Raw genomic sequence first — 20,782 nt, 5'->3', positions numbered from 1 at the left:
GCCCGGGCCCGGTCCGCGCCCGGCCGCCCGCGGCTCGCGGGGCGGCCGGGGCGCGGGCGGCCCGTGCGGCGCCCTCGCCCCGGCCGACCGCATCGGCGAAGATCAAGGCGTTCGGAAGGCAAACGGCACCGGCCGGGACGAAAGAGGCGCGTCGATGGGCGAGCAGGCGCACGCGGAGCGGGACTGGGCCGCGTTCCAGTACGAGATCTATCTCAACGGGATGACCGGCGCGGTGCCGCGCATGCCCGCCGACCTGACCCGGCTGGAGGAGCTGGCCGCGCACCGCCTCGGCCCGGGCCCGGTCGGGTACGTCGCGGGCAGCGCGGGCAGCGGCCGCACCGAGCGCGCCAACCGGTCGGCCCTGGACCGCTGGCAGATCGTGCCGCGCATGCTGCGCGACGTGCGCCGCCGCGACCTGTCGGCCGACGTGCTCGGCAGCCGGCTGCCCGCGCCGCTGGCGCTGGCCCCGATCGGCGTGCAGTCGATCATGCACCCGGACGCCGAGCCCGCGGCGGCCCGCGCGGCGGCGGCGCACGGCGTGCCGTTCGTGCTGTCCTCCGCGTCCAGCACGCCGATGGAGGAGGTGGCGGCGGCCTGCGGGGACGGGGTGCGGTGGTTCCAGCTGTACTGGCCCAAGGACCGGGAGGTCACGCTGAGCTTCCTGCGCCGCGCGCGGGCCGCCGGGTACTCGGCGCTGTTCGTCACGCTCGACACCTGGCTGCTGTCCTGGCGCCCGCGCGACCTGGACCAGGCGTACCTGCCGTTCCTGCGGGGCGTGGGCACCGCGAACTACTTCACCGACCCCGCCTTCCAGGCGGGCCTCGCCAAGCCGGTGCACGAGGACCTGGACGCGGCCGTGCTGCACTTCGTGCAGATGTTCACCGACCCCGGCAAGACCTGGGACGACCTGGCGTTCCTGCGCGAGCACTGGGAGGGCCCGATCGTGCTGAAGGGTGTGCTGCACCCGGACGACGCCCGGCGCGCCGCCGACGCGGGCATGGACGGCGTCGTGGTCTCCAACCACGGCGGCCGGCAGGTCAACGGCGCGATCGGCGCGGCGGACGCGCTGCCCGGCGTGGTGGACGCGGCCGGCGACCGGCTGGCGGTGCTGTTCGACAGCGGCGTACGCACCGGGGACGACGTCTTCAAGGCTCTGGCCCTGGGGGCGCGGGCGGTGCTGCTGGGCAGGCCGTACGTGTACGGGCTCGGGCTCGACGGGCAGGCGGGCGTCGAGCACGTGATACGCGCGCTGCTCGCCGAGTTCGACCTGACGCTCGCGCTGTCCGGCTACACGGCCCCGGGCGAGCTGACCCGCGACGCGCTCGTGCGCGCCGACCGCTGACCGCCGCCGGGAGACCCGCGTGACCGAGCCCCCTGCCCTGCCCCCCGTCCTGGTCGTCATCTCCCCGCACGTCGGCGGGCGGGGAGTCGGCGCCCGGCTGACCGCGTCGCTGCGCGCCTACGCCGAGGTCACCGTCGTGGAGGCGGCCGACGAGGAGCCCGCCGCGCTGCGCGCCGCCCGGGTGATCGTCACCGGTCTCGGCCCGGTGACCGCCGCCCACCTCGCCGCCGCCCCCGACCTGGGCCTGCTCCAGTGCGCCAGCCACGGCTTCGACTACGTCGACACGGCGGCCGCCGCCGCGCGCGGGGTGACGGTGTGCACCATCGCCTCCTCCGGCGCCGAAGGGCACAACGTCGCCGAGCAGACCTTCGCCCTGATGCTGGCCCTGGCCAAACGGCTGGTCCCGGCGCACACCGCGCTCACCGCCGCCGACTGGGCGCTGCCCAGGCTCCAGCCGTCGATCACCGAACTGTCCGGCAAGACGCTCGGCATCGTCGGCCTCGGCCACATCGGCCGGGAGGTCGCCCACCGGGCCGCCGCCTTCGGCATGACCGTCCTGTACAGCAGCCCGCGGCCCGCACCGCCGGAGGTCGAGCGGCGCCTCGGCGCGCGCCGCACCGGCCTGGAGGAGCTGCTGCGCGCGAGCGACTACGTCTCCCTGCACGCCCCGCTCACGCCCGCCACCCGCCGCCTGCTGGACGCCGGGCGGCTGGCGCTGTGCAAGCGCACCGCGTACGTCGTCAACACCGCGCGCGGCGCCCTGATCGACCAGGAGGCCCTGGCCGACGCCCTGGAGGCGGGCGCCCTGGCCGGGGCCGGCCTGGACGTCTTCGACCCCGAGCCGCCGCCCGCGTCCTCCCGGCTGCTGCGCGCGCCGGGCGTCGTCCTGTCACCGCACGTCGCCGGGGTGACCCGGGAGACGCTGGGCCGCATCGCCGCGGCCGTCGCCGGCAACGTCCGCGCGTACCTGGCCGGCGAGCCGCTCCGCGACGTCGTACGCCCGGCCCCGGGCTGAGACCGCGGACACAGCCGACTCCCCGCGCTGGCCTTGACGCCGGGGTCAACCCCTACGGTCAACTTCGCTCGCGCACCCACGCCCCCGCGAGTAGCCGGGCGGCGTGCGGGCAGGCAACCGCGCGAGGCCGCCCACGCCATAGCTCGCCTACCGGTGCTCTACGCTGCCGAGCATGATCCGAGCTGTGGTGTTCGATGTGGGCGAGTGCCTTGTGGACGAGACGCGCGAGTACGGCACGTGGGCTGACTGGCTCGGCGTACCGCGCCACACCTTTCACTCCATGTTCGGCGCCGTTGTCGCACAGGGACGCGACTACCGCGAGACGTTTCAGGAATTCCGGCCCGGCTTCGACCTCTACGAGGAGCGCGAGAAGCGCGCCGCCGCAGGCCAGCCGGAGACCTTCGGCGAGGAGGACCTGTACGACGACGTGCGGCCCACGTTGGCACGGCTGCGCGCCGACGGGTTGTGGCTGGGTATCGCGGGCAACCAGACCGTCCGCGCGGGCGAGATCCTGCGCGAACTGTTCAAGGACGACGTCGACTTGATCGGCACTTCCGACGACTGGGGTGCCAGCAAGCCAGACCCGCTCTTCTTCGAGCGCGTCGCCGAGGTCACTCCCTTCGGCAACGACGAGATCCTTTACGTCGGTGACCGCGTCGACAACGACCTGCGCCCCGCCGTAGCGGCGGGCATGCGCACTGCGCTGGTGCACCGTGGCCCCTGGGCGACCATTCAGTGGCGCACTGAGGAAGCCCAGAGGCTCCCCGCCTTCCGGATGGAAAGCCTCCTCGAACTTCCTGGTCTCGTTGCGGACTTCAACGAGCGAGGGCGCTGACCGTCGTCGACCCGGCCAAGGCGGCGGTATGGCTGCCGGAGTACGCGCGCCTGCTCGGCGCACCCGCGCCCCGGACCCTGCCCCGGAGCTCGCCGAGCGGCTGCTGGGCTGTTTCACCGCGTACCAGCTCACCGCCATGCGGGGCGCGGCCAACGACCGCGCGCGGCAGGCGCTCGACTGGAAACCGGCGGTGCCGAGCTGGCGCGCGGCCCTGGCCGACGGCTGACCGCCGACCCGCGGCGGAGTACCCGGTCCGAGGCAGACATCTTGCGGCTCCGGACGGACACGGAGGAGGACCTGCGGGAGGCGCGCGGGGAGCTGGAGCAGCTGAAGCGCGGCCGGTGGGCGCTCCCCTCGCTGGCCGCGCTGACCGGACTCGCCGCCCTGAATGCTGACCCTGTATGCGCTCATCGGGAGGTGAACCGCCTCGCCCAACTCACTCTGGTTCCGGCCGGGGCGGGGGGTTTCGTGCGTCCGGGCGCGGGCGGCCGGTCAGGCGACCAATGCTCGCTGCCCCGAGCGGGTCGAGCACAGGTTCGCCCACACACCCGTGCGTGATCTCCCGCTACACGCAGAGAGCCCTGCCCCATACCCTGACAGTGACGAGCTGTTCAGAGAGGGGCAAGGCCATGCCATCTGATGCCACCCCGGATCCGGGAGTTGAGGCGTTGGTCTTCGGCCAGCGTATGAAGATGCTCCGCAACCGCCGAGGCATGAGCCGCACCGTCCTGGGCGGACTCCTCGACAAGTCACCTAGTTGGGTGAAGCAGGTGGAAAGGGGCATCCTACACACTCCGTCACTGTCCATGGTCCTCCGCATCGCTGAGGCGCTGCGTGTCCGGGACCTCGCGGAACTTGTCGGCTGCCAGCCAATCCCGACTGAGCTATTCATCGGCCCCGGCCACCAACGGCTCCCGAAGGTGCGAGAGGCGATCAACCGCTTCCCGGTCAGCTCTGACCGACAGGCGCCCACCACCGCATACCTGCGCTCCCGCCTCACACGCGCTTGGTCTGTCCGGCATTCCTCCCCCAACCACCGAGAGGTCATCGGCGAGTTCCTGCCCGAGCTGATTCGCGATGCCCAACTCGCGGTGCGCCAGGCTGATACTGCCGCGGATCGCCGGGCGGCGCATGCCGTCCTGGCCGAGGTCTACGGCCTCAGCCAGTTCTTCCTCTCCTACCAACCCGACTCGGCGCTCTTGTGGCGGGTCTGCGAGCGGGGCCTGGTGGCCGCGCAGGAATCCGAGCATCCCCATGCCATCGGCGTCGCCGCGTGGCTCGCCGCCCAGGCACACCGCGATTCCGGTCACTTCGACGCGGCTGACGCGATCACCCACGAGACGATCCGCTTCCTGACCCCGCTCCTCCCCGAGGCCGACACCGAGGTGTTCGCCATCGCTGGCGCGCTCCAGTTCGAGGCCGGGTACACCGCTGCCCGCCGCGGGGACACCGCCGTCGCATGGTCCTACTGGGACAAGGCCCGCGCTCTGGCTGACCGGCTGCCGCCGACGTACTTCCACCCCATCACCAGCTTCTCAGACGCGATCATGGGCGCTCACGCGGTCACTGTCGCTGTCGAGCTGCATGCCGGGGGGGAGTCGGTACGGCAGGCCGAAGCGGCGGCCTCTGTGTCGATTCCGTCTCGGCCGCGCCGAGCGCGGCACCGGATCGAGGAAGCCCGCGGCTACCAGCTCGACGGGCAGCCTGATGCCGCCCTCGCCACCTTGGAAAAGGCGTTCAATTCTGCGCCCGAAACGATCCGGTACAACGGATACGCCCGACGGATCGTACTGGAGGAGTCTGAGTCCAAGAGCCCGGCGCGACGTCGGCGCGCGGCCGAACTGGCTGTCAAGATTGGTGTCCTGACGGGTTGATCACCTGTTCGAGGGGCAGAATCTCTGCCTCTTCTCTCTGCCGCACCCCTCTACCGTCGGTGAGCACCTGATCACCGATGACGTGAGGGCCCGCCGTGGAGAACTGCTGCCGAGGACAGAGCACATCTGCCCATCCGGACGCTGTGCTGAAGCTGGGGATCACCCTGGCGCCGGGTGTCCCGATACAGCGGACCGTACGCGGCATCGAGGTGCCGCTCGTCGTCGGTACCGAGAGCGGTCANATCGAGGTGCCGCTCGTCGTCGGTACCGAGAGCGGTCACGTCCACTCCGCCGAGCTGGTCCTGGACATGCGGCAGGCCCGCACCCTGTACGACGACCTGGCCCAGTTCCTCGGCGAGGACACCGGAACCGAGGCCGGACGGTGCGCGCGGTGACCGGCGGCCTGCCCCGGCGCCTCCCGAGCGACGACATCCGCCGCGCCGCCCTCACCACCCCGCCCGAAGACGGCAACGGCTTCGACGCCTTCGCCGCCGCCCTGCCGCCGCCCGGCGAGGATCACGAGGCGCGGCCCGCGGGACTGGTGTGGGACGCGATCCGTATCTCCACCCCCGTCGGCGAACGGGCGCTCGGAGTCCTCCACGAGCGCAGCGGCGCCGTCGTGGAGGATCCGCGGTGCGGCCTGCTGTACTGGTTCATCCGTCACGGCACCGCCGACCAGTGGGGCCCGCTCGGCCACCTGCGCGTCCTCGGCGACGGCGTCTACGTCGTCATCCCCCGGCACGGGATCACCACCGGCCCGGCACCCCACTGGCGCGTACCCCCGCGCATGGGCCGCTTCCTCACCCACCCCGACCACCTGCACGCCGCACTCCGCCACGCCATCCGGGATGCGTTCGGCCCGCACCACTGTGCGGGCTGCGGCCGGGAAACCGACGAGCCGATCCCGTTCCACCGCGAGCACACGGAATGGGGCCCGGGTCTGACGCACCGGGTGTGCCTGACCTGCGCCCGGGAATACCTGCGCCCCCAGCAGGCCGAGGCCCTGGTCGAGGAGCACGCCGCCCAGTGCCCGGCCTGCCGGCCGGACCGGCCCAGGTGCCCGCTGGGGCGGGTCCTGGCACGGGTGCTGAAGGGCGCGCGGGCCCACCGGTGGGCAGGATGATCAGCCTCCCGTTCCTGCCCCTCGTACGGCTGGCCCGCGCCGCCGGCCGCCGCACCGAACGCACCCGGCAGGCATCACGGCTGGCGAGGCTGGCGGCGCACGGCCCGGGCCAGGTGATGTACCTGGAGCGCCTGCTGGCCCCGATGGACTCGACCGTGCTGCACGCCCTGCGACGGGATGCCACCGCGCCGGAGCCGGACGACCCCGGCCCCGACTGACCCCACGGCTCCCCGGCGGCGGGCGTGTTCAGCTCCCGACCGCACGCCGGGGCCGCGGCGGCCATCCCACTCCCCCGGGGGACGGCCGCCGCACCGCCCGGCCTGAGCCCGCCCCCCGGGCCAGGCCGGGCACCCCCGAACCGGGCGGGTCCTGGCGGTCCGGGCTCACGGCCCGGAGATGAGGAAGGCGCCAGGACCCGCCCCCAAAGCCCCCGGCCGGAGGGGTACTGGGAGGAAACCCGGCCGGGCACACCGGCCCCCACGGCGCGCCGAGCGCGCCACCCCGCGCCGTCACGGCGACCCCGGGGCGCGGGCCGAAGGGCCCCGGGGCGCGCGTCGTACGGGCGGCGTCCCGGGGCTGCACAAGACAGGTCCGGCCGGGGTCGGTGGTGCCTCCCCGGTCGGGCCGCTAGTCGGCCTGCGGCCGCCTCGGACGGCGGGACCGCAGGCCGAAGGGCCCCGGCGTATAGGGCACGCGCCGGGGCCCACCCGGCCACCCGGCGGACTTCCCCGGTCGGCGGACGATTCAGGCGAGAAGACATTCCGACCTGGCCATCAACAGATTGAGGCCAGGTCGCGAGGGTGGGCGCAGACGGGTTCGAACCGCCGACACTCGCCTTGTAAGGGCGATGCTCTACCACTGAGCTATGCGCCCGGGGGTGAGCGCCAGCCTACCGTGTCCGCACGCCACCCCCGCAAGAACCGCCCCCCGCCCCGCCGCTCCGGCCCCGGTGGCAGGCCCGGCGCGCTCCGGCGCGCGCGCCGCGGCGAACCGACCGGCCGCTGTGGGCGTCCCTCACCGGTGGGACAATGGCTTACGGACCTGGGGCGATCCATCGGGGAGAGGGCAGTGACGGCAACACCGGCGCAGTCGAGACGTCCAGCGGGTCCGTCAGGCCGCCGGCCGGACGGGGGCCCGGGCCCGCGGGCGGCGGCGCGGGGGCGGTCGGCGGGGGTCCTGCGGGGCGTTCTCGGGCTGGCGCTGCTGCCGCTTCCGCTGCTGGGGGCGGCGCTGGCCGCCGGGTCCGCCTCGTACGCGGGCGGGGGCACGCGCCGCTGGTTCGGCGGGCGGGGGGAGAGCCAGCGGGCGCAGGCGCAGGCGGCGAAGGACGACGCGGCGGAGGCCTTCTACGAGCTGGACACCGCCCAGCGGGACCTGCGCATCTCCATTGAGGCGATCGGGGCCGTGGACGGCTCCGCGGCCGCCCGCGGCACGCTCGGCGAGTTCGCCGCGCTGGAGCAGCGGATCGACCAGGTCAGCCGCGACTACATCGCCGCCGTGGACGCCCACGACCTGGACCGCGACGACCTCGACGCGTCCACCGCGGCCCGGGCCCGGGCGGAGCTGGTACGGGCCACCGAGGGCCTGCGGCGGGCCAGGGCCGACCTGGAGCGGTTCGCGGACGGGCTCGGGCCGCTGCTGCGGCAGGCCGAGCGGCAGCTGGAGCAGGTGGCGCCCGCTGTGGAGCGCGCCCGGCAGGCGCTGCTCGCGGCGAGCGGCGCGCTGGACGCCGTACGGGCCGCCGGACTGAAGGGCGACGACCTGGCCGCGCGGCTGGTGGCCCTGGCGCCGGAGCTGACCAAGCTGAACGAGGGCGCGGGGCGGCACGGCGTGCCGGAGACGCTGCGGCGCGCGGGTGACGTGCTGCGGGCCGCGGAGGCCGTGCGCGGCGAGGCGGAGCGGCTGCCAGGGCGGGCGGCCGAGATCGACCGGCGGCTGGTGACGCTGCGCACGCGCGCGCAGGCGCTCACCACGCGCGCCGAGGGCGTCGGGCCGGTGCTCAGCGAGCTGCGTCGCCGGTACAGCGCGGCCTGCTGGCAGGACCTCCAGCCCGTGCCCGAGCAGGCGGCCCGGGACGTGGCCCGGGCCGAGGCGAAGCTGGCGGAGGCGCGGACCGCGCGCGCCGGGCAGCGGTGGGCGGACGCCACGAGCCTGCTGGCCACCGTACGGGCCCTGCTGAACGCGACGGACGAGGCGGTGTCGGCCGCGGGCGAGCGGCTGCGGCGGCTGGACGAGGTGTCGTTCGACCAGCAGAAGGAGATCGAGCGCACGCGCTTCGCGGTGCGCGACGCGCAGCGGCTGGCGATGGCCGGGCGCAGCACGCCCGACCCGCGCCACGCCCGGCCGCTGGACGGCGCGGTGGCCCGGCTCGACGAGGCCATCGCGGGCGTGTCCGGGCGGCACCCGGACTGGTGGCACTTCCTGTCCGAGACGGAGGCGGTGCGGCAGACGGCGGCCCGCGTCGTCCAGGAGATACGCGAGGAGCGCGGCGCCGGGCACTGAGGCCCCGGCCCGCCCTCCGGGGCACACGCGTGCGAGGCCGTCACCCGTTCGCGGCAGGTCCGCGGTCCGGCCGCCGCGCCGGGTGCCGCTGGTTATGCTGCCTGGTATGCCACGTTACGAATACCGGTGCCGCGCCTGCGGGACCACCTTCGAACTCAGTCGGCCCATGGCCGAGTCCGCCGCCCCCGCGTCCTGCCCCTCCGGGCACGACGACACGGTGAAGCTGCTGTCCACGGTGGCCGTGGGCGGCAGCGCGCGGGGAGCGCAGGCACCGGCGCCCAGCGGCGGCGCGGGCGCGGGCGGCGGCGGGTGCTGCGGGGGCGGCTGCTGCGGCTGACCCCCGGTACCGGGCGGCCGGGGGTACCGGGGCGGCCGGCCCCGGGGGCGTAGTCCCGGGGCCGGACGTCGCGGGCGCCTGGGCCCGCGACGTCCGGCCCACCGGGGTCCGGGCGCCCCCGGGGGCCGGGCGGTCAGCGGCGGCGGGCCAGGGTCAGGCCGTCCGCCACCGTCAGCATCACCGCCTCCACCCGCGCGTCGCCCGCCACGTGGTCGTTGAACGCCTGGATGGCGGCGGCCCCGCCGGTCGCCGCCGGGTCGGTCACCTGGCCGCCGTAGAGCACGTTGTCCACGACGATCAGGCCGCCGGGCCGCATCCGGGGCACCAGCTCCTCCCAGTACGCGATGTAGCCCTGCTTGTCCGCGTCCAGGTACGCGAGGTCGACGTGGGGTTCGGCGGGCAGCGACCGCAGCGTGTCGATCGCGGGCGCGATGCGCAGGTCGATGCGGTCCGCGACGCCGGCCGTCGCCCACGCCTCCCGCCCGTACGCGGTCCACTCCTCGGACACGTCGCAGGCGATCAGCCGCCCGTCCGGGGGCAGCGCCTGCGCCATGGACAGGGCCGTGAAGCCGGTGAAGGTGCCCACCTCCACGACGAGCCGAGCGCCGACGAGCCGCACCAGGAACGCCAGCAGCGGGCCCTGCTCCTCGGCCGACTGCATCACCGCCTGCCCCGGCACCTCGGCGTGGGTGATCTCGACCAGGCTTCGCTGCACGGCGTCCAGCGGCGGGTTGTGCTTCAGGACGTAGTCGTACAGCTCGGGTGTGATCGGCGTGCTCTTGCTCTCGGCCACACGGCCTCCTTCGCCTCTGGCGGAACCTCGGGCGGCGGTCGGTCCGCCGCCCTCCCCCACATGGTCGTCAACGCCGGAACGGACGCCAACCTTCCCGCCGGGCCGCCGGGCTCAGCCCGATCCGCCGTGCGCCGCGGCCCGCGGCGCGGACGGCGCCGCGGCCGCGAGGAAGGCGCGCAGGATCTCCTCGCCCGCCGCCACGCCCCGCCGCGCGAGCGCCGTCACGTGCGGCGCCGTCCAGCCCGCGTCGGCCAGCTCGCCGTGGCCGGGCCGCCAGGCGCGGTCGGCGGCCAGCAGCAGGTCGGTGTCCAGGCGGGAGTCGCCCGCCGCGAGCACCTGGCCGGCCCCGGTGCGGCGCGCGACCTCCGCCACGGCCGCGCTCTTGGTGAGCGGCCTGGGCACGGCGTAGAGCTTGCGGCCCTGGAGCGACACCGTCCAGCCGCGGCCCTGGGCCCAGTCGGCCAGCTCCTTGGCGTACGACTCGGGCAGCAGCGCGCGGTCCACGACCAGGTACGCGAACAGGCCGTCGGCGACCCGCTCCTTCAGCAGCCACGCCGGGTCGGCGGTGCGCAGCAGGTGCGCGCGGACCTCCTCCAGCGGCGCGCACTCGGCGCTCAGGGCGCTCAGCACCCGGGCCCGCCAGGCCGGGTCGGACTCGCCGTCCACCAGGATGTGCCCGCCGTTGGCGCAGATCGCGTAGCGCGGCGCCGGGCCGGGCAGCCGGACCCGCCCGTACTGCTCGGGGGTGCGCGTGGTGACGGGCACGAACTCGGCGGTGCGCGCGGCGGTGAGGTCGGTGAACAGGGCGGCGGCGGTCTCCGTCATGAACGACAGCGGCTGGCCCTGGTAGACCTCCACGCACAGCAGGCGCGGCGCCCGCGCGTCGGGTACGTCGAGGGCGAGCGCGGCCGGGGAGTAGATCAGCGTGCGGTCGAGGTCGCTGGCGACGAGGGACACGGGCGCGGCGGCCGGGCCGGACGGGGTCGGGGTCGGGGCAGGGGTCGGGGTCGCGGCGGGGGTCGGGGTCGCGGCGGGGGTGCGGGGCGCGCTCACCGGGCCGTCACCGCCCGTCCGTCCGCGCCCGTCGCGCCCCGGGTGTAGCGCGGGTGGATCAGGCCGACGCACGAGTACGGCAGGTCGTCGGTCTCCTCCACCGGCACGCCCCGCTGCTCGGCCAGCAGCCGCACGTGGTCCAGGTCGGACCCGGCGCCGCGCCGCGCGAGGATCCGCCAGGGCACCCGGCGCAGCAGCACGCGCGTGGTCTCGCCGACGCCCGGCTTGACGAGGTTGACGTCGTGGATGCCGTACGCCTCGCTGATCCGCTCGACGGCGGCCCAGCCCTCCCAGGTGGGCGTGCGGTCGGCGGCGGCCAGCTCCTTCACGTCGGCGGCGACGGCGTCGCCGACCTCGGCGAACCGGGCCTCGACCGTGTCCAGGAACAGCCCGGAGACGTCCGCGCCGGCCAGCTCGCGGTAGAACTTCGCGCCGTGGAAGTCGTCCGGTCCGACCAGGTCCGCGCGCAGCACCGTACGGGAGACCAGGCCGGAGACGGTGGAGTTCAGGCAGGCGGACGGGATGAGGAAGTCGTCGCGCGTGCCGTAGGTGTCCACGCAGCGGCCGGGGTCGGCGAGCACGGCGATGCGCGGGTCGAAGCCCTCGTACGGGCGCAGGCCCGCCGCCAGCTCGTGGGTGATGGCGCCCTTGCCGGTCCAGCCGTCCACGAACACCACGTCGGCCGGGTCGTGGTGGGCGGCCAGCCAGCGCAGCGCGACGGTGTCGACGCCGCGGCCGCGCACGATGGAGATCGCGTAGTGCGGCAGGTCGAGGCCGCGCGCGTGCCGCGCCCAGCGCCGCATCAGCACGCCGACGGGCGTGCCCGCGCGGGCGAGCGAGACCAGCACGGGACGCGGCGAGCGCTCGGCCAGCACGGTCTCGGTGACCGCGCCGACCGCGCGCGCGATCCGGGCGGCGGACGTCTCCAGGGCGGCCCGGAACAGCCGCTGGTACTCCTCGCTGGGCTGGTACTCGACCGGCAGCGACTCGGCGTAGTGGGCGCCGCCGCTCTGGATCGCCTCCTCGCGCTCCTCGGTGGGCGCCTCCAGCGCGACGTCGGAGAGGTCCTGGAGCAGCCAGCCGACCTCGTCGGGGACGTAGGAGGAGAAGCCGGGTCCGCGCAGGGGTGCGGGCAGGGGTGCGGGCATGCGGGGCGCCTGTCGGTCGGGGGCGGGGTCGGGGAGGGCCGGATCGGCAGGGCCGGACGGGACGGCGGGGCCGGACGGGCGGGCCGCCGCCGGGACGCGCGGGGGCGGTGCCGGATGTTCGGGCCCGGCGGCTTCCGGTACGGCCCGCGGGGGCGGCGCTGGCGGTACGGGTGGCGCGGGCGGCGTCGTCGACGCGGGCACGGCGGCCCCTGGGCGAACGGCGTCCGGCGCCACGGCTCGCGGCCCGGCCGAGATCGGTGCAACGGCTCGCGGCCCGGCGGCGCGCGGTGCTTGGGCGGGTGGCCCGGCGGCGTGCGCGGCGGCGGCCCCCGGCCCGCCCGGCAGGGCCGACGGCGCGTACGACGGCACGACCGCCAGCAGTACCCGGTCGGTGTGCGCCGCGAGCCGCGCGAGCAGCCCGCCGGGCGCGTGCAGCTCCAGGGTGTCGGCGGCGGAGTCGACCACGGCGACGACGGCGTCGAAGCGGCGCGCGGGGTCGGCGCCGGGCGCGACGTTGTACGCGTACCGCTCGCCGGGCCCGTCGGCGGGCGCGTCGTGGGCCGGGAAGACCAGGCGGGTGCGGATGGCGTAGCCCGGGTCGTCCACGGCGAGCACCGGGGAGCGGGTGGTGGTCGAGTAGCGCACCTCGGCGCCGACGGCCGCGTCCAGCGCCTCGGCGATGCGCAGCGGCGCGTACATCAGCTCCTCGCAGCCGAGCACCAGCACGCGGCGCGCGGCGGGCTCCGTACCGGCGGTCCCGCCGGGCGCGCCCGGGGCCAGGGCCTCGGCGACCCGGGCCGCCATGGCCGGCAGCGCGGCCTCCAGGCGAGCCCGGTGGGCGGGCGTGAAGCCGTGCCGGCCGCCGTCCGGCAGCCCCTCCGGCCAGCCGAGGTCCACCCGGCGCACCGGCCGCGTGGCCTCCAAGACGCCGCCCGGGGGCGAGTCGGCCACGGCTGCCGCCTCCGGCGCGTACCGCGCGACCAGCTCCTGCCCCCGCTCCAGCACGCCCTCCGGCAGCCGCACCGTCCCCGTCGCGAGCGCCACCAGGTCGACGCGCGCGCCCAGGGCGGCGGCGCGGGCGGCGAGGCGGTCGCGGTCCCGCGGGGAGCGGGTGTCGACCAGGGCGACCACCACGTAGCGGTCGCGGGGATGGCGGCGGTGCAGGTCGGCGATGGTGTTCAGCACGGTGGTGCCGGTGGAGAACTCGTCGTCCACGAGCACCAGCGGCCCGTCCCCGCCCAGCAGCCCCGGGTCCTCGGGCAGCAGCAGGTGGGAGGTGGCGTGGCTGTGTTCCTCCTCGAAGCCGCCGGCCGGCGCGACGCCCGGCACCGGGCGGCGCGTGGAGTGCAGGTACGGCGCGTGCCCGAGGCCGTCGGCGACGCTGTGGCCCAGGCCCGTGGCGGTCTCGGCGTACCCGACGACCACGGCGCGGGCCGCCGCCTCCTCGCCGAGCAGGTCGCGCACCCGCCGTCCGAGGCGCAGCCCGGCCCCGTACACCTCGGCGGGCCGCTGGGGCACGTGCTTGCCGAGGACGGTGGACACCAGCAGGTGGGCCCGCCGGGGGTTGTCCCTCACCGCCAGGCCCAGCAGCTGCCGCAGCTCCGGGCCGCCGTCCAGGGCGACTCCCAGCCGGTCCGTGACCCACTGACCCGACCACACCACGCCGTACGTCCTCACTTCGCTCAGCAACACCTTCACGTACGAGTCTCGTACGTCCCGCCCGACCGGCCGCCGTCAGCCCGGCGACAGGCCCGCCGCCAGCAGCTCCACGAAGCTGACGTCCTCGCGGGCCACGCCGAACACCTCGGCGCGCTGGAGGGTCCGCTCGGCCCAGGCGCGGTGCGGTTTGACCTCGTTCATCTTGTTCGTGTACGCGGAGCGCAGCACGCCGCCCCCGCCGCGCTCCGGGCCGAGGATGTCCATGGCGTCGGTGAACTCCTCGTGGCTGACGACCGACAGGGCGTGCACCGGCGCGACGTGCGTGGGGTGGATGCAGGTCTTGCCCTGCAACCCGTTGGCCCGGTCCAGCTCGATCTCGCGCAGCAGGCCGTCCATGGCGTGCTCGATGAGCGCGGCGCGCAGGCCCTCGGCGTGGCCGGTGGTGAAGGGGCTGTGCCGCAGCTGCGGCTTGAACAGCCGCTCGTGCGGCCGGAAGTACTCCCACACCGGTCCGGTCACGGTGAAGCCCGTGCCGTCGGCGCGGCCCAGGACGTTGACCACGTCGGCGATGACGGAGGCGACCAGGCGCACGTCGTACGCGGTCATGTCGGGCGCCCGGCGCAGCCCGTAGGCGGAGCAGAAGTCGGTGACGCCCAGCCGCAGGGCCAGCACCCGCTCGCGGTACTTGTCGACCGTGCGCGCGATGCCGGCCAGGGTCTCGGTGCGGGTCTCCAGGTGCAGCAGCTCGGGCGACTCCAGGACCGGCATGGCCAGCAGCCGCCGCCCGCCCGTGGCCTCCAGCACGGCGTCGGTCTCGGCCGAGACCAGCGCCTCCAGGAAGGGCACGCCGCCCTCCTCGGTGAACTTGGGCAGCACGAATCCGGACAGCAGGCGCATGGCGCCGCCGAGCCGCCGCGTCAGGTCGCCGATCTGCTCGGGGGCGCGCACGCGGACGAACAGCAGCGGCAGCGCGGTGGCGCCCGCCGGCCGGGCGGCCAGTTCGCGCAGGTGGTGCACCAGGTTGTCCTCGGCGGCGGTCAGCTCCGCGTCGTGGATGGCGTCCTCCAGGCACAGGACCATGGACACCACGCCGCGGTCGGCCTGCTTGGCGATGTCGTCGGCGAGGCGGGTCCGGTTGGCCGGGCTGTAGAGGGTCGCGCCGAGGGCGACGGCGAGCGTACGGGCCGGGGAGGCGGCGGTGAACTCGCCGGGTTCCCGGTGGAAGAGGTCCTTCCGCACGTCGGCCGGCAGGTGTGCAAAGTGCCGCATGTGTCTCCCGTACAGCCGGTCCGTTCGCCGGCCGCTGCTGGCCGGCGCGGCCGATGTTCGTACGATCGACCGTAGGTCAAGAGTTCCCCAAGGTGATGAAAAACGCGTAACTGCTCTGCGTCTAAGCGGTGTCCGTCCCTCCGGTCCCTTGCGTCCCTCTGGCCTCATCCTCCCCGAACGCAACGTTTCAGCCACTTCTCGGACCGCCGCGCGCCGCACGGGATCCCGGGAGGGGCCCCGCGCGTTGTCCCCGCGGTGCCGGGACGGCAGGATGACGGCCATGACGCACGCGATGCTGAAGGGGTCCAACATCCCGCTGGAGGCCACCGCGGTGCGGGTCGTGCTGCGCTGGGATCCCGGCGCGGACGCACCCGACGTGGACGCCTCGGCGCTGCTGCTGGCCGTCGGCGGCCGCGTGCGCGGCGACGAGGACTTCGTCTTCTACAACCAGCCGCGGCACCCCTCGGGACTGGTCCGCCACCTGGCCAAAAAGCGGCTGTCGGACGCGCTGACCGACACCATCGAGGCGGACCTGGCGGGCCTCACGGCGGACGTCGACCGCGTGGTCCTGGCCGCGTCGGCGGACGGCGGATCGTTCGCGGACGTCGCGGACCTGCGCGTGCTGCTGTACGACGCGGGCGCGGCGGCGGACGCCGAACCGGTCGCGGTGTTCGACGTGGTGCCGGAGACGGGCCGGGAGACGGCGCTGATCTGCGGCGAGCTGTACCGGCGCGGCGAGGGGTGGAAGTTCCGCGCACTGGGGCAGGGCTACGAGTCGGGCCTGGTGGGGCTGGCCACCGAGTTCGGCATCACGGTGGACGAGGGCGAGGACCAGGCCGCCGCCGGTGCGGGCCCGGACCCGGCCGCCGCCGAGCCGCGGCCCGGGCCCGCCGGGCCGGCCCCCGCCGCGCCGGAGCCGCCCGCGGGCACCCCGGCAGCCGCGGTCCCGGCGCCCATACCCGGGCCCTCCTCCGGCTACGGCTACCCGCCTCCGCCGCCCGCGCCGCCGCAGCCCTCGTACGGCTACCCGCCCGCACCGGCCTACGGCTACCCGCAGCAGCAGCCCACCCAGCCCTACACCCGGCCCGGCGAGGCGACGCCGATCCCGCCGCACTCCGCCCCGGTCGCCACGCCCGTGGCACCTGCCGCGCCCGCCGCGTCGACAGGGCACGGCTACGGCTATCCGCACCACCCGGCGTACGGCCCGCAGCCGGTGGTGCGGCAGGCGCCCGACACGCCGCAGCCGCTGCCGCCGCAGCCGGAGTTCGAGCTGCCGCCGCAGGGACCGCAGTTCCTCACCGGGCGGCGCTGAGGCCGGCGCCGAGGCCGGCGCCCCGGCAGGCGGCGCCCGGCGCGGGACGATCCGGCGCGGGGCCGTGACCCGGCGCCGGACCGGTGCCGGGGCGCCCGGGCCGGTGACGACGGCCCTCGCCCGCTACACCTTCTCCTTGTAGCCGCGGCCCCACTGCAACCCCCACCCGTAGAGCCGGTCCAGCTCCGACTGGAAGCCGTACACGTACCGGACCTCGCGGCGCACGACCATCTCGCCCTTGACGTTCTTGATCTGCACCACGGCGCACGACCGGGCCTGCGCGTCCCGCTCGTCCAGGTGGATCACCACCTGCGGGCCGCTGCTCGGGTACAGGGTGACGACCCCGCGCGTACGGTCGAAGGCGGGCGTGCCGTCGTAGATGTACACGAAGACCAGCAGCCGCTCGATGTCGTCCTTGTGGTCCATGTTGACGAAGATCGTCTCGCCGGTGCCGGAGCCGAACCGGTCGTCGCCGTCGAGCTTCACATACGGCGCGCTGTTGAGGCTGCCCATGAAGTTGCCCAGCGGCTGCACCACGCCCTTGGAGCCGTCCTTCAGCTCGTACAGGCACGCCAGGTCCAGGTCGACGTTGACCAGCGCCGGGCCCTGCGAGGAGAAGGCGTCCGGGGTGAGCTTCTTGAACGGGTTGCGCAGCAGGCTCTCGCGCAGCGACTGCCGCTCACCGAAGTCGGTGGTGCGCATCTGCCAGGACAGGTTCACCCGCAGGTTCCCGGTGGCCGCGCCCTGCTTGCTGAGCGAGACGGTCGGGCGGCGCCGGGTCAGCTCGATCGTGCCGCTGCCGCCGCCGCTGTCGAACTGCCGCCACGGACCCCGTCCCCAGTTGTCCCAGAACGCCACTGCGCCCCACCCCTACCGTCGTCGCGCCCGCCGCCGACCGTCCGCGGCCGGGCGGGAACCCCTGCGATGCCGTCCCGGTACGGGCGCGGCGCCCGTACCGCGAGGCGGCCGGCCGGGCTGTGCCCCGCCGGCCGCCTCGCTTGAAGCGTTCCTCGTCCGCCCCCGGGTCACACGCCCGAGGTGACCTCCGCCTTGGTCCCGGAGCTGTCCTCGGAGCCCGCGTCGCGGCGGTTGCGCACGACAGACGACCAGTACGAGGCGGCGATCAGGACGACGCCGATCAGGCCGGTGATGACCTCGTTGATCTCGTACTTGATGGTGATCAGCAGGATCACGGCGAGCGCGCCGATGGCGTAGTGCGCGCCGTGCTCCAGGTAGACGTAGTCGTCCAGGGTGCCCTTGCGGACCAGGAAGACGGTCAGCGACCGGATGTACATGGCGCCGATGCCGAGGCCGAGCGCCATCTCGAAGATGTCGTTGGTGATGGCGAAGGCGCCGATGACGCCGTCGAAGGAGAACGACGCGTCGATGACCTCCAGGTAGAGGAACATGAAGAACGCGGCCTTGCCCGCCAGGCCGACCGCCGACGCGGCGCCCGCCCGGCTGACGCTCGCGGCGCCCGCCGCCTGCGGCCCGGCGGCGTCCAGCGCGGCGCGGTCGCCGTCGCCGTCCCCGCCCTCGGCCTCGTCCTCGTCTTCTTCCGCTTCCTCGATCCGGTCCTCGAAGTAGCCGGAGATGCCGCCGACGATCAGGTACGTCACCAGGCCGGCGACGCCGGACAGCATCACGGTGGCGGTCTTGTCGCCGCCGCCGTGCGCGACGTCGGTGGCGACGGTGGTGGCCGCCAGGAGCAGCGCGCCCAGGGCGACCACGACCGACAGCATGTCCAGCTTGCCCAGCTTGCCCAGCGGCTTCTCCAGCCAGCTCAGCCAGCGGATGTCCCGCTCCTCGAAGAGGAAGTCCAGGAAGATCATCAGCAGGAAGACGCCGCCGAAGGCCGCGATGGCCGGGTGGGCGGCGGTGACCAGGTGTTCGTACCGGTCCTTGTCGTTGATCGCCAGGTCGACGGCCTCGATCGGCCCCATCTTGGCCGTGATGGCCACAATGACGATGGGGAAGACCAGGCGCATGCCGAACACGGCGATCAGCACGCCGACGGTCAGGAAGATCTTCTGCCAGAAGGCGTTCATCTTCCGCAGGATGCCCGCGTTGATGACCGCGTTGTCGAACGACAGCGAGATCTCCAGGATCGAGAGGATCCCGACGATCGCGAGCCCCTTCCACCCCCAGAGCACGCCGGCCAGGGCCAGCCCGGCCGCTGTGACGGCGAACGACCAGCCAAAGGTTTTCAGGAGCACTGCCTACCCATTCCTTCTCCGAAGGCGTCTTCCCCGAGCGCGGGACGCGACTTTACGAAACGTTGACCCCGAAGTCTAGAGCGATGCCACGCAGGCCCGACGCGTACCCCTGTCCGACCGCACGGAACTTCCATTCGCCGCCGTACCGGTACACCTCGCCGAAGATCATGGCGGTCTCGCTGGAGGCGTCCTCCGACAGGTCGTAGCGGGCCAGCTCGGCGCCGTCGGCCTGGTTCACCACGCGGATGAAGGCGTTGGCGACCTGGCCGAAGGTCTGCCGCCGGGCGTCGGCGTCGTAGATCGACACCGGGAAGACGATCTTGTCGACCTCGGCGGGCACCTTCGCGAGGTCCACCAGGATCGTCTCGTCGTCCCCCTCCCCCTCGCCGGTGAGGTTGTCGCCGGTGTGCTCCACGGAGCCCTCGGGGCTCTTGAGGTTGTTGTAGAAGACGAAGTACTCGTCGCCGAGCACCCGGCCCGAGCGGCACAGCAGCGCGCTGGCGTCGAGGTCGAACGGCGCTCCGGTGGTGGAGCGCGCGTCCCAGCCCAGGCCCACGGCCACGCGCGTGAGGTTCGGTGCCGCTTTGGAGAGGGAGACGTTGCCTCCCTTGGCGAGCGTGACGCCCATGATCCTGCATCCTCCCCGGGGTGTCGCGAATGTGCGCGAGTGGTGCGGCCGGCCGACGGCGCCGCCGTACGGGACGGGCGGCGCGGGCCGGGCGGGCTGCCCGGCCGGTCGGCGGCGGTTTCGCGGCGCTGAGGCGGCCCGCCGCGCGTACGGGCCCGCCGCGGACGCGGGATCTATCGTGTGCGCGTCATCCTGCCGGACGCGCGCACGGCCCCCCCGCGTACGCGCGTCCGGCGCCGCACTCCCGTACGGTGAGCAGGGGTGCGACGCCGGACGCGGTGGACTGTGTCCGCCGTGGAGCCTGGCCGACGGGCGTCAGACGTTGACGCCGAAGTCCTGCGCGATGCCGCGCAGCCCGGAGGCATACCCCTGGCCGATGGCCCGGAACTTCCACTCCGCGCCGTGCCGGTACAGCTCGCCGAAGACCATGGCGGTCTCGGTGGAGGCGTCCTCGGTCAGGTCGTAGCGGGCCAGCTCGACGCCGTCGGCCTGGTTCACCACGCGGATGTACGCGTTGCGCACCTGGCCGAAGCTCTGCTGGCGGGTCTCGGCGTCGTAGATCGACACCGGGAAGACGATCTTGGCGACGTCGGCCGGCACGCCGGCCAGGTTCACCTTGATCGCCTCGTCGTCGCCCTCGCCCTCACCGGTGAGGTTGTCGCCGGTGTGCTCCACGGAGCCGTCGGGGCTCTTGAGGTTGTTGAAGAACACGAAGTTCTGGTCGTTGCCGACCTTGCCCTGGTCGTTGGTGAGCAGAGCGCTGGCGTCGAGGTCGAAGTCGGTGCCGGTGGTGGTACGGGCGTCCCAGCCCAGACCGACGACGACCGCGGTCAGGTTCGGGGCTTCCTTGGTCAGCGAGACGTTGCCGCCCTTGCTGAGGCTGACTCCCACGAGTCCTCCCAAATATTCACCAGGAGCACGGGGTGCCCCTTTGTCACGGTTTGCGGATGCCTAAGAGGTCCACTCTGATCAACGAGTGAATCCTAGTGAGCGGTTCCCCCGCGTCGTCAGGCTTTCAGGCTTTCCAGCGCCTTCACGTAGTCGTTCAGGTCCCGGGCGTCGGGCAGGCCGTTGACCACGGTCCAGCGCACCTCGCCGGCCTTGTCGATCACGAAGGTGCCGCGCACGGCGCAGCCCTTGTCCTCGTCGAAGACCCCGTACGCGCGGCTGACCTCGCCGTGCGGCCAGAAGTCCGACAGCAGGGGGTAGTCCAGGCCCTCCTGCTCGGCGAACACACGCAGGCTGAACGGCGCGTCGTTGGACACGGCCAGCAGCTGCACCTCGTCGTTGACGAAGGTGGGCAGGTTGTCACGCAGCGCGCACAGCTCGCCGGTGCACACGCCGGTGAAGGCGAACGGGTAGAAGAGCAGGACGACGTTCTTCTCGCCCCGGAAGTCGGAGAGCGCCACCGACTCGCCGTGCTGGTTCTTCAGCCGGAAGTCGGGGGCCTGCGCGCCGGCCTCGATCGCCATGGGGTTTCCCTTCGCTCGCTTCGATGGCTCACGTCGCGCACCACCCTACGCGCGCGCGGCCCCCTTCCGACGCCGGAAGGGGGCCCTCATGACGTGTTCACGAGACGGCGGAGGAGCTGGGGCGCTGTCCCGCAGCGGCGCACCGCGCCGCGGCGGCCCGCGGTCGGGGCGCCCCGGCGGCCGGCGAGGCCCGGGCCCGCCGCG

At 74.4% G+C, this 20,782-nt stretch carries 19 protein-coding genes and 1 tRNA gene; 10 read left to right on the top strand and 10 right to left on the bottom strand.

Annotated elements, in window-relative coordinates:
• Nucleotides 1-154 precede the first annotated feature (154 nt).
• The 7 genes from RKE29_RS15520 to RKE29_RS15490 all read left to right on the top strand — a co-directional run bounded on the left by RKE29_RS15520 (nt 155) and on the right by RKE29_RS15490 (nt 6,407).
• Complete coding sequence (locus RKE29_RS15520) at nt 155-1,342, top strand: lactate 2-monooxygenase (RefSeq protein WP_312005973.1); 1,188 nt, start codon at nt 155-157, stop codon at nt 1,340-1,342.
• A gap of 19 nt (nt 1,343-1,361) precedes the next feature.
• Entirely contained in the window at nt 1,362-2,357 is a 996-nt protein-coding gene (locus RKE29_RS15515; RefSeq protein WP_312005971.1) for an NAD(P)-dependent oxidoreductase, read from the top strand.
• Nucleotides 2,358-2,529: 172 nt separating this feature from the next.
• A complete protein-coding gene (locus RKE29_RS15510; protein ID WP_312005970.1) occupies nt 2,530-3,192 on the top strand; it encodes an HAD family hydrolase in 663 nt (220 codons plus the stop codon).
• A 28-nt stretch (nt 3,193-3,220) separates the two neighbouring features.
• Nucleotides 3,221-3,418 carry a hypothetical protein gene (locus RKE29_RS15505; RefSeq protein ID WP_312005969.1) on the top strand — a complete coding sequence of 66 codons (198 nt, stop codon included), beginning with the start codon at nt 3,221-3,223 and terminating at the stop codon, nt 3,416-3,418.
• Between the two features lie 403 nt (nt 3,419-3,821).
• A complete protein-coding gene (locus RKE29_RS15500; RefSeq protein WP_312005968.1) occupies nt 3,822-5,066 on the top strand; it encodes a helix-turn-helix domain-containing protein in 1,245 nt (414 codons plus the stop codon).
• Nucleotides 5,067-5,457: 391 nt separating this feature from the next.
• Complete coding sequence (locus RKE29_RS15495) at nt 5,458-6,189, top strand: hypothetical protein (protein WP_312005967.1); 732 nt, start codon at nt 5,458-5,460, stop codon at nt 6,187-6,189.
• Nucleotides 6,186-6,407, top strand: a complete 222-nt coding sequence (locus tag RKE29_RS15490) for a hypothetical protein (RefSeq protein ID WP_312005966.1) — start codon at nt 6,186-6,188, stop codon at nt 6,405-6,407. Before RKE29_RS15495 ends, RKE29_RS15490 begins: the two co-directional genes overlap by 4 nt.
• Before the next feature lie 583 nt (nt 6,408-6,990).
• Here the strand turns inward: RKE29_RS15490 and RKE29_RS15485 are convergent.
• A tRNA-Val gene (locus RKE29_RS15485) sits at nt 6,991-7,062 on the bottom strand.
• A gap of 303 nt (nt 7,063-7,365) precedes the next feature.
• Here RKE29_RS15485 and RKE29_RS15480 point away from each other — a divergent pair.
• Both RKE29_RS15480 and RKE29_RS15475 read left to right on the top strand, forming a co-directional pair.
• A complete protein-coding gene (locus tag RKE29_RS15480) occupies nt 7,366-8,691 on the top strand; it encodes a hypothetical protein (protein ID WP_312005972.1) in 1,326 nt (441 codons plus the stop codon).
• A 106-nt stretch (nt 8,692-8,797) separates the two neighbouring features.
• Nucleotides 8,798-9,028, top strand: coding sequence for a zinc ribbon domain-containing protein (locus RKE29_RS15475; RefSeq protein ID WP_312005965.1), 231 nt, complete (start codon nt 8,798-8,800; stop codon nt 9,026-9,028).
• Between the two features lie 133 nt (nt 9,029-9,161).
• On the opposite strand, the gene RKE29_RS15470 is transcribed toward RKE29_RS15475, so the two are convergent.
• The 4 genes from RKE29_RS15470 to RKE29_RS15455 all read right to left on the bottom strand — a co-directional run bounded on the left by RKE29_RS15470 (nt 9,162) and on the right by RKE29_RS15455 (nt 14,950).
• A complete protein-coding gene (locus tag RKE29_RS15470) occupies nt 9,162-9,821 on the bottom strand; it encodes a class I SAM-dependent methyltransferase (RefSeq protein WP_312005964.1) in 660 nt (219 codons plus the stop codon).
• 111 nt (nt 9,822-9,932) lie between these two features.
• Nucleotides 9,933-10,778: an HAD family hydrolase gene (locus tag RKE29_RS15465; RefSeq protein WP_312005963.1), complete on the bottom strand. Its 846-nt coding sequence runs from the start codon at nt 10,776-10,778 to the stop codon at nt 9,933-9,935.
• Between the two features lie 92 nt (nt 10,779-10,870).
• Nucleotides 10,871-13,711, bottom strand: a complete 2,841-nt coding sequence (locus tag RKE29_RS15460; protein ID WP_312005962.1) for a phosphoribosyltransferase — start codon at nt 13,709-13,711, stop codon at nt 10,871-10,873.
• A gap of 45 nt (nt 13,712-13,756) precedes the next feature.
• Nucleotides 13,757-14,950: an HpcH/HpaI aldolase/citrate lyase family protein gene (locus RKE29_RS15455; protein WP_312005961.1), complete on the bottom strand. Its 1,194-nt coding sequence runs from the start codon at nt 14,948-14,950 to the stop codon at nt 13,757-13,759.
• 280 nt (nt 14,951-15,230) lie between these two features.
• Between RKE29_RS15455 and RKE29_RS15450 the strand changes: the two genes are divergently transcribed.
• On the top strand, nt 15,231-16,262 hold the full coding sequence (locus tag RKE29_RS15450; RefSeq protein ID WP_312005960.1) for a TerD family protein: 1,032 nt from the start codon (nt 15,231-15,233) through the stop codon (nt 16,260-16,262).
• Nucleotides 16,263-16,385: 123 nt separating this feature from the next.
• Here the strand turns inward: RKE29_RS15450 and RKE29_RS15445 are convergent, their stop codons facing one another.
• The 5 genes from RKE29_RS15445 to RKE29_RS15425 form a co-directional block, all read right to left on the bottom strand.
• Nucleotides 16,386-17,120: a Tellurium resistance gene (locus RKE29_RS15445; RefSeq protein ID WP_312005959.1), complete on the bottom strand. Its 735-nt coding sequence runs from the start codon at nt 17,118-17,120 to the stop codon at nt 16,386-16,388.
• A 167-nt stretch (nt 17,121-17,287) separates the two neighbouring features.
• Nucleotides 17,288-18,478: a DUF475 domain-containing protein gene (locus tag RKE29_RS15440; protein ID WP_312005958.1), complete on the bottom strand. Its 1,191-nt coding sequence runs from the start codon at nt 18,476-18,478 to the stop codon at nt 17,288-17,290.
• Nucleotides 18,479-18,530: 52 nt separating this feature from the next.
• The gene (locus RKE29_RS15435; RefSeq protein WP_312005957.1) at nt 18,531-19,106 is read right to left on the bottom strand and encodes a TerD family protein; all 576 of its coding nucleotides are present in this window, start codon (nt 19,104-19,106) and stop codon (nt 18,531-18,533) included.
• 315 nt (nt 19,107-19,421) lie between these two features.
• A complete protein-coding gene (locus RKE29_RS15430; RefSeq protein WP_312005956.1) occupies nt 19,422-19,997 on the bottom strand; it encodes a TerD family protein in 576 nt (191 codons plus the stop codon).
• Between the two features lie 116 nt (nt 19,998-20,113).
• Complete coding sequence (locus tag RKE29_RS15425) at nt 20,114-20,578, bottom strand: peroxiredoxin (RefSeq protein ID WP_312005955.1); 465 nt, start codon at nt 20,576-20,578, stop codon at nt 20,114-20,116.
• Between the last annotated feature and the right edge of the window lie 204 nt (nt 20,579-20,782).

It is taken from the genome of Streptomyces sp. B1866, from assembly GCF_031932565.1.
GTDB lineage: Bacteria > Actinomycetota > Actinomycetes > Streptomycetales > Streptomycetaceae > Streptomyces.
Note: the sequence above shows the minus strand (reverse complement) of the source record. Positions and strands in the feature narration are given on the sequence as shown.

Bases quoted from the DNA above. Each gene is read 5' to 3' on its own strand.
- RKE29_RS15520 (WP_312005973.1), top strand. From the start codon at position 155: ATGGGCGAGCAGGCGCACGCGGAGCGGGACTGGGCCGCGTTCCAGTAC.
- RKE29_RS15510 (WP_312005970.1), top strand. From the start codon at position 2,530: ATGATCCGAGCTGTGGTGTTCGATGTGGGCGAGTGCCTTGTGGACGAG.
- RKE29_RS15505 (WP_312005969.1), top strand. From the start codon at position 3,221: ATGGCTGCCGGAGTACGCGCGCCTGCTCGGCGCACCCGCGCCCCGGAC.
- RKE29_RS15500 (WP_312005968.1), top strand. From the start codon at position 3,822: ATGCCATCTGATGCCACCCCGGATCCGGGAGTTGAGGCGTTGGTCTTC.
- RKE29_RS15490 (WP_312005966.1), top strand. From the start codon at position 6,186: ATGATCAGCCTCCCGTTCCTGCCCCTCGTACGGCTGGCCCGCGCCGCC.
- RKE29_RS15475 (WP_312005965.1), top strand. From the start codon at position 8,798: ATGCCACGTTACGAATACCGGTGCCGCGCCTGCGGGACCACCTTCGAA.
- RKE29_RS15455 (WP_312005961.1), bottom strand. From the start codon at position 14,950: ATGCGGCACTTTGCACACCTGCCGGCCGACGTGCGGAAGGACCTCTTC.
- RKE29_RS15450 (WP_312005960.1), top strand. From the start codon at position 15,231: ATGACGCACGCGATGCTGAAGGGGTCCAACATCCCGCTGGAGGCCACC.
- RKE29_RS15435 (WP_312005957.1), bottom strand. From the start codon at position 19,106: ATGGGCGTCACGCTCGCCAAGGGAGGCAACGTCTCCCTCTCCAAAGCG.
- RKE29_RS15425 (WP_312005955.1), bottom strand. From the start codon at position 20,578: ATGGCGATCGAGGCCGGCGCGCAGGCCCCCGACTTCCGGCTGAAGAAC.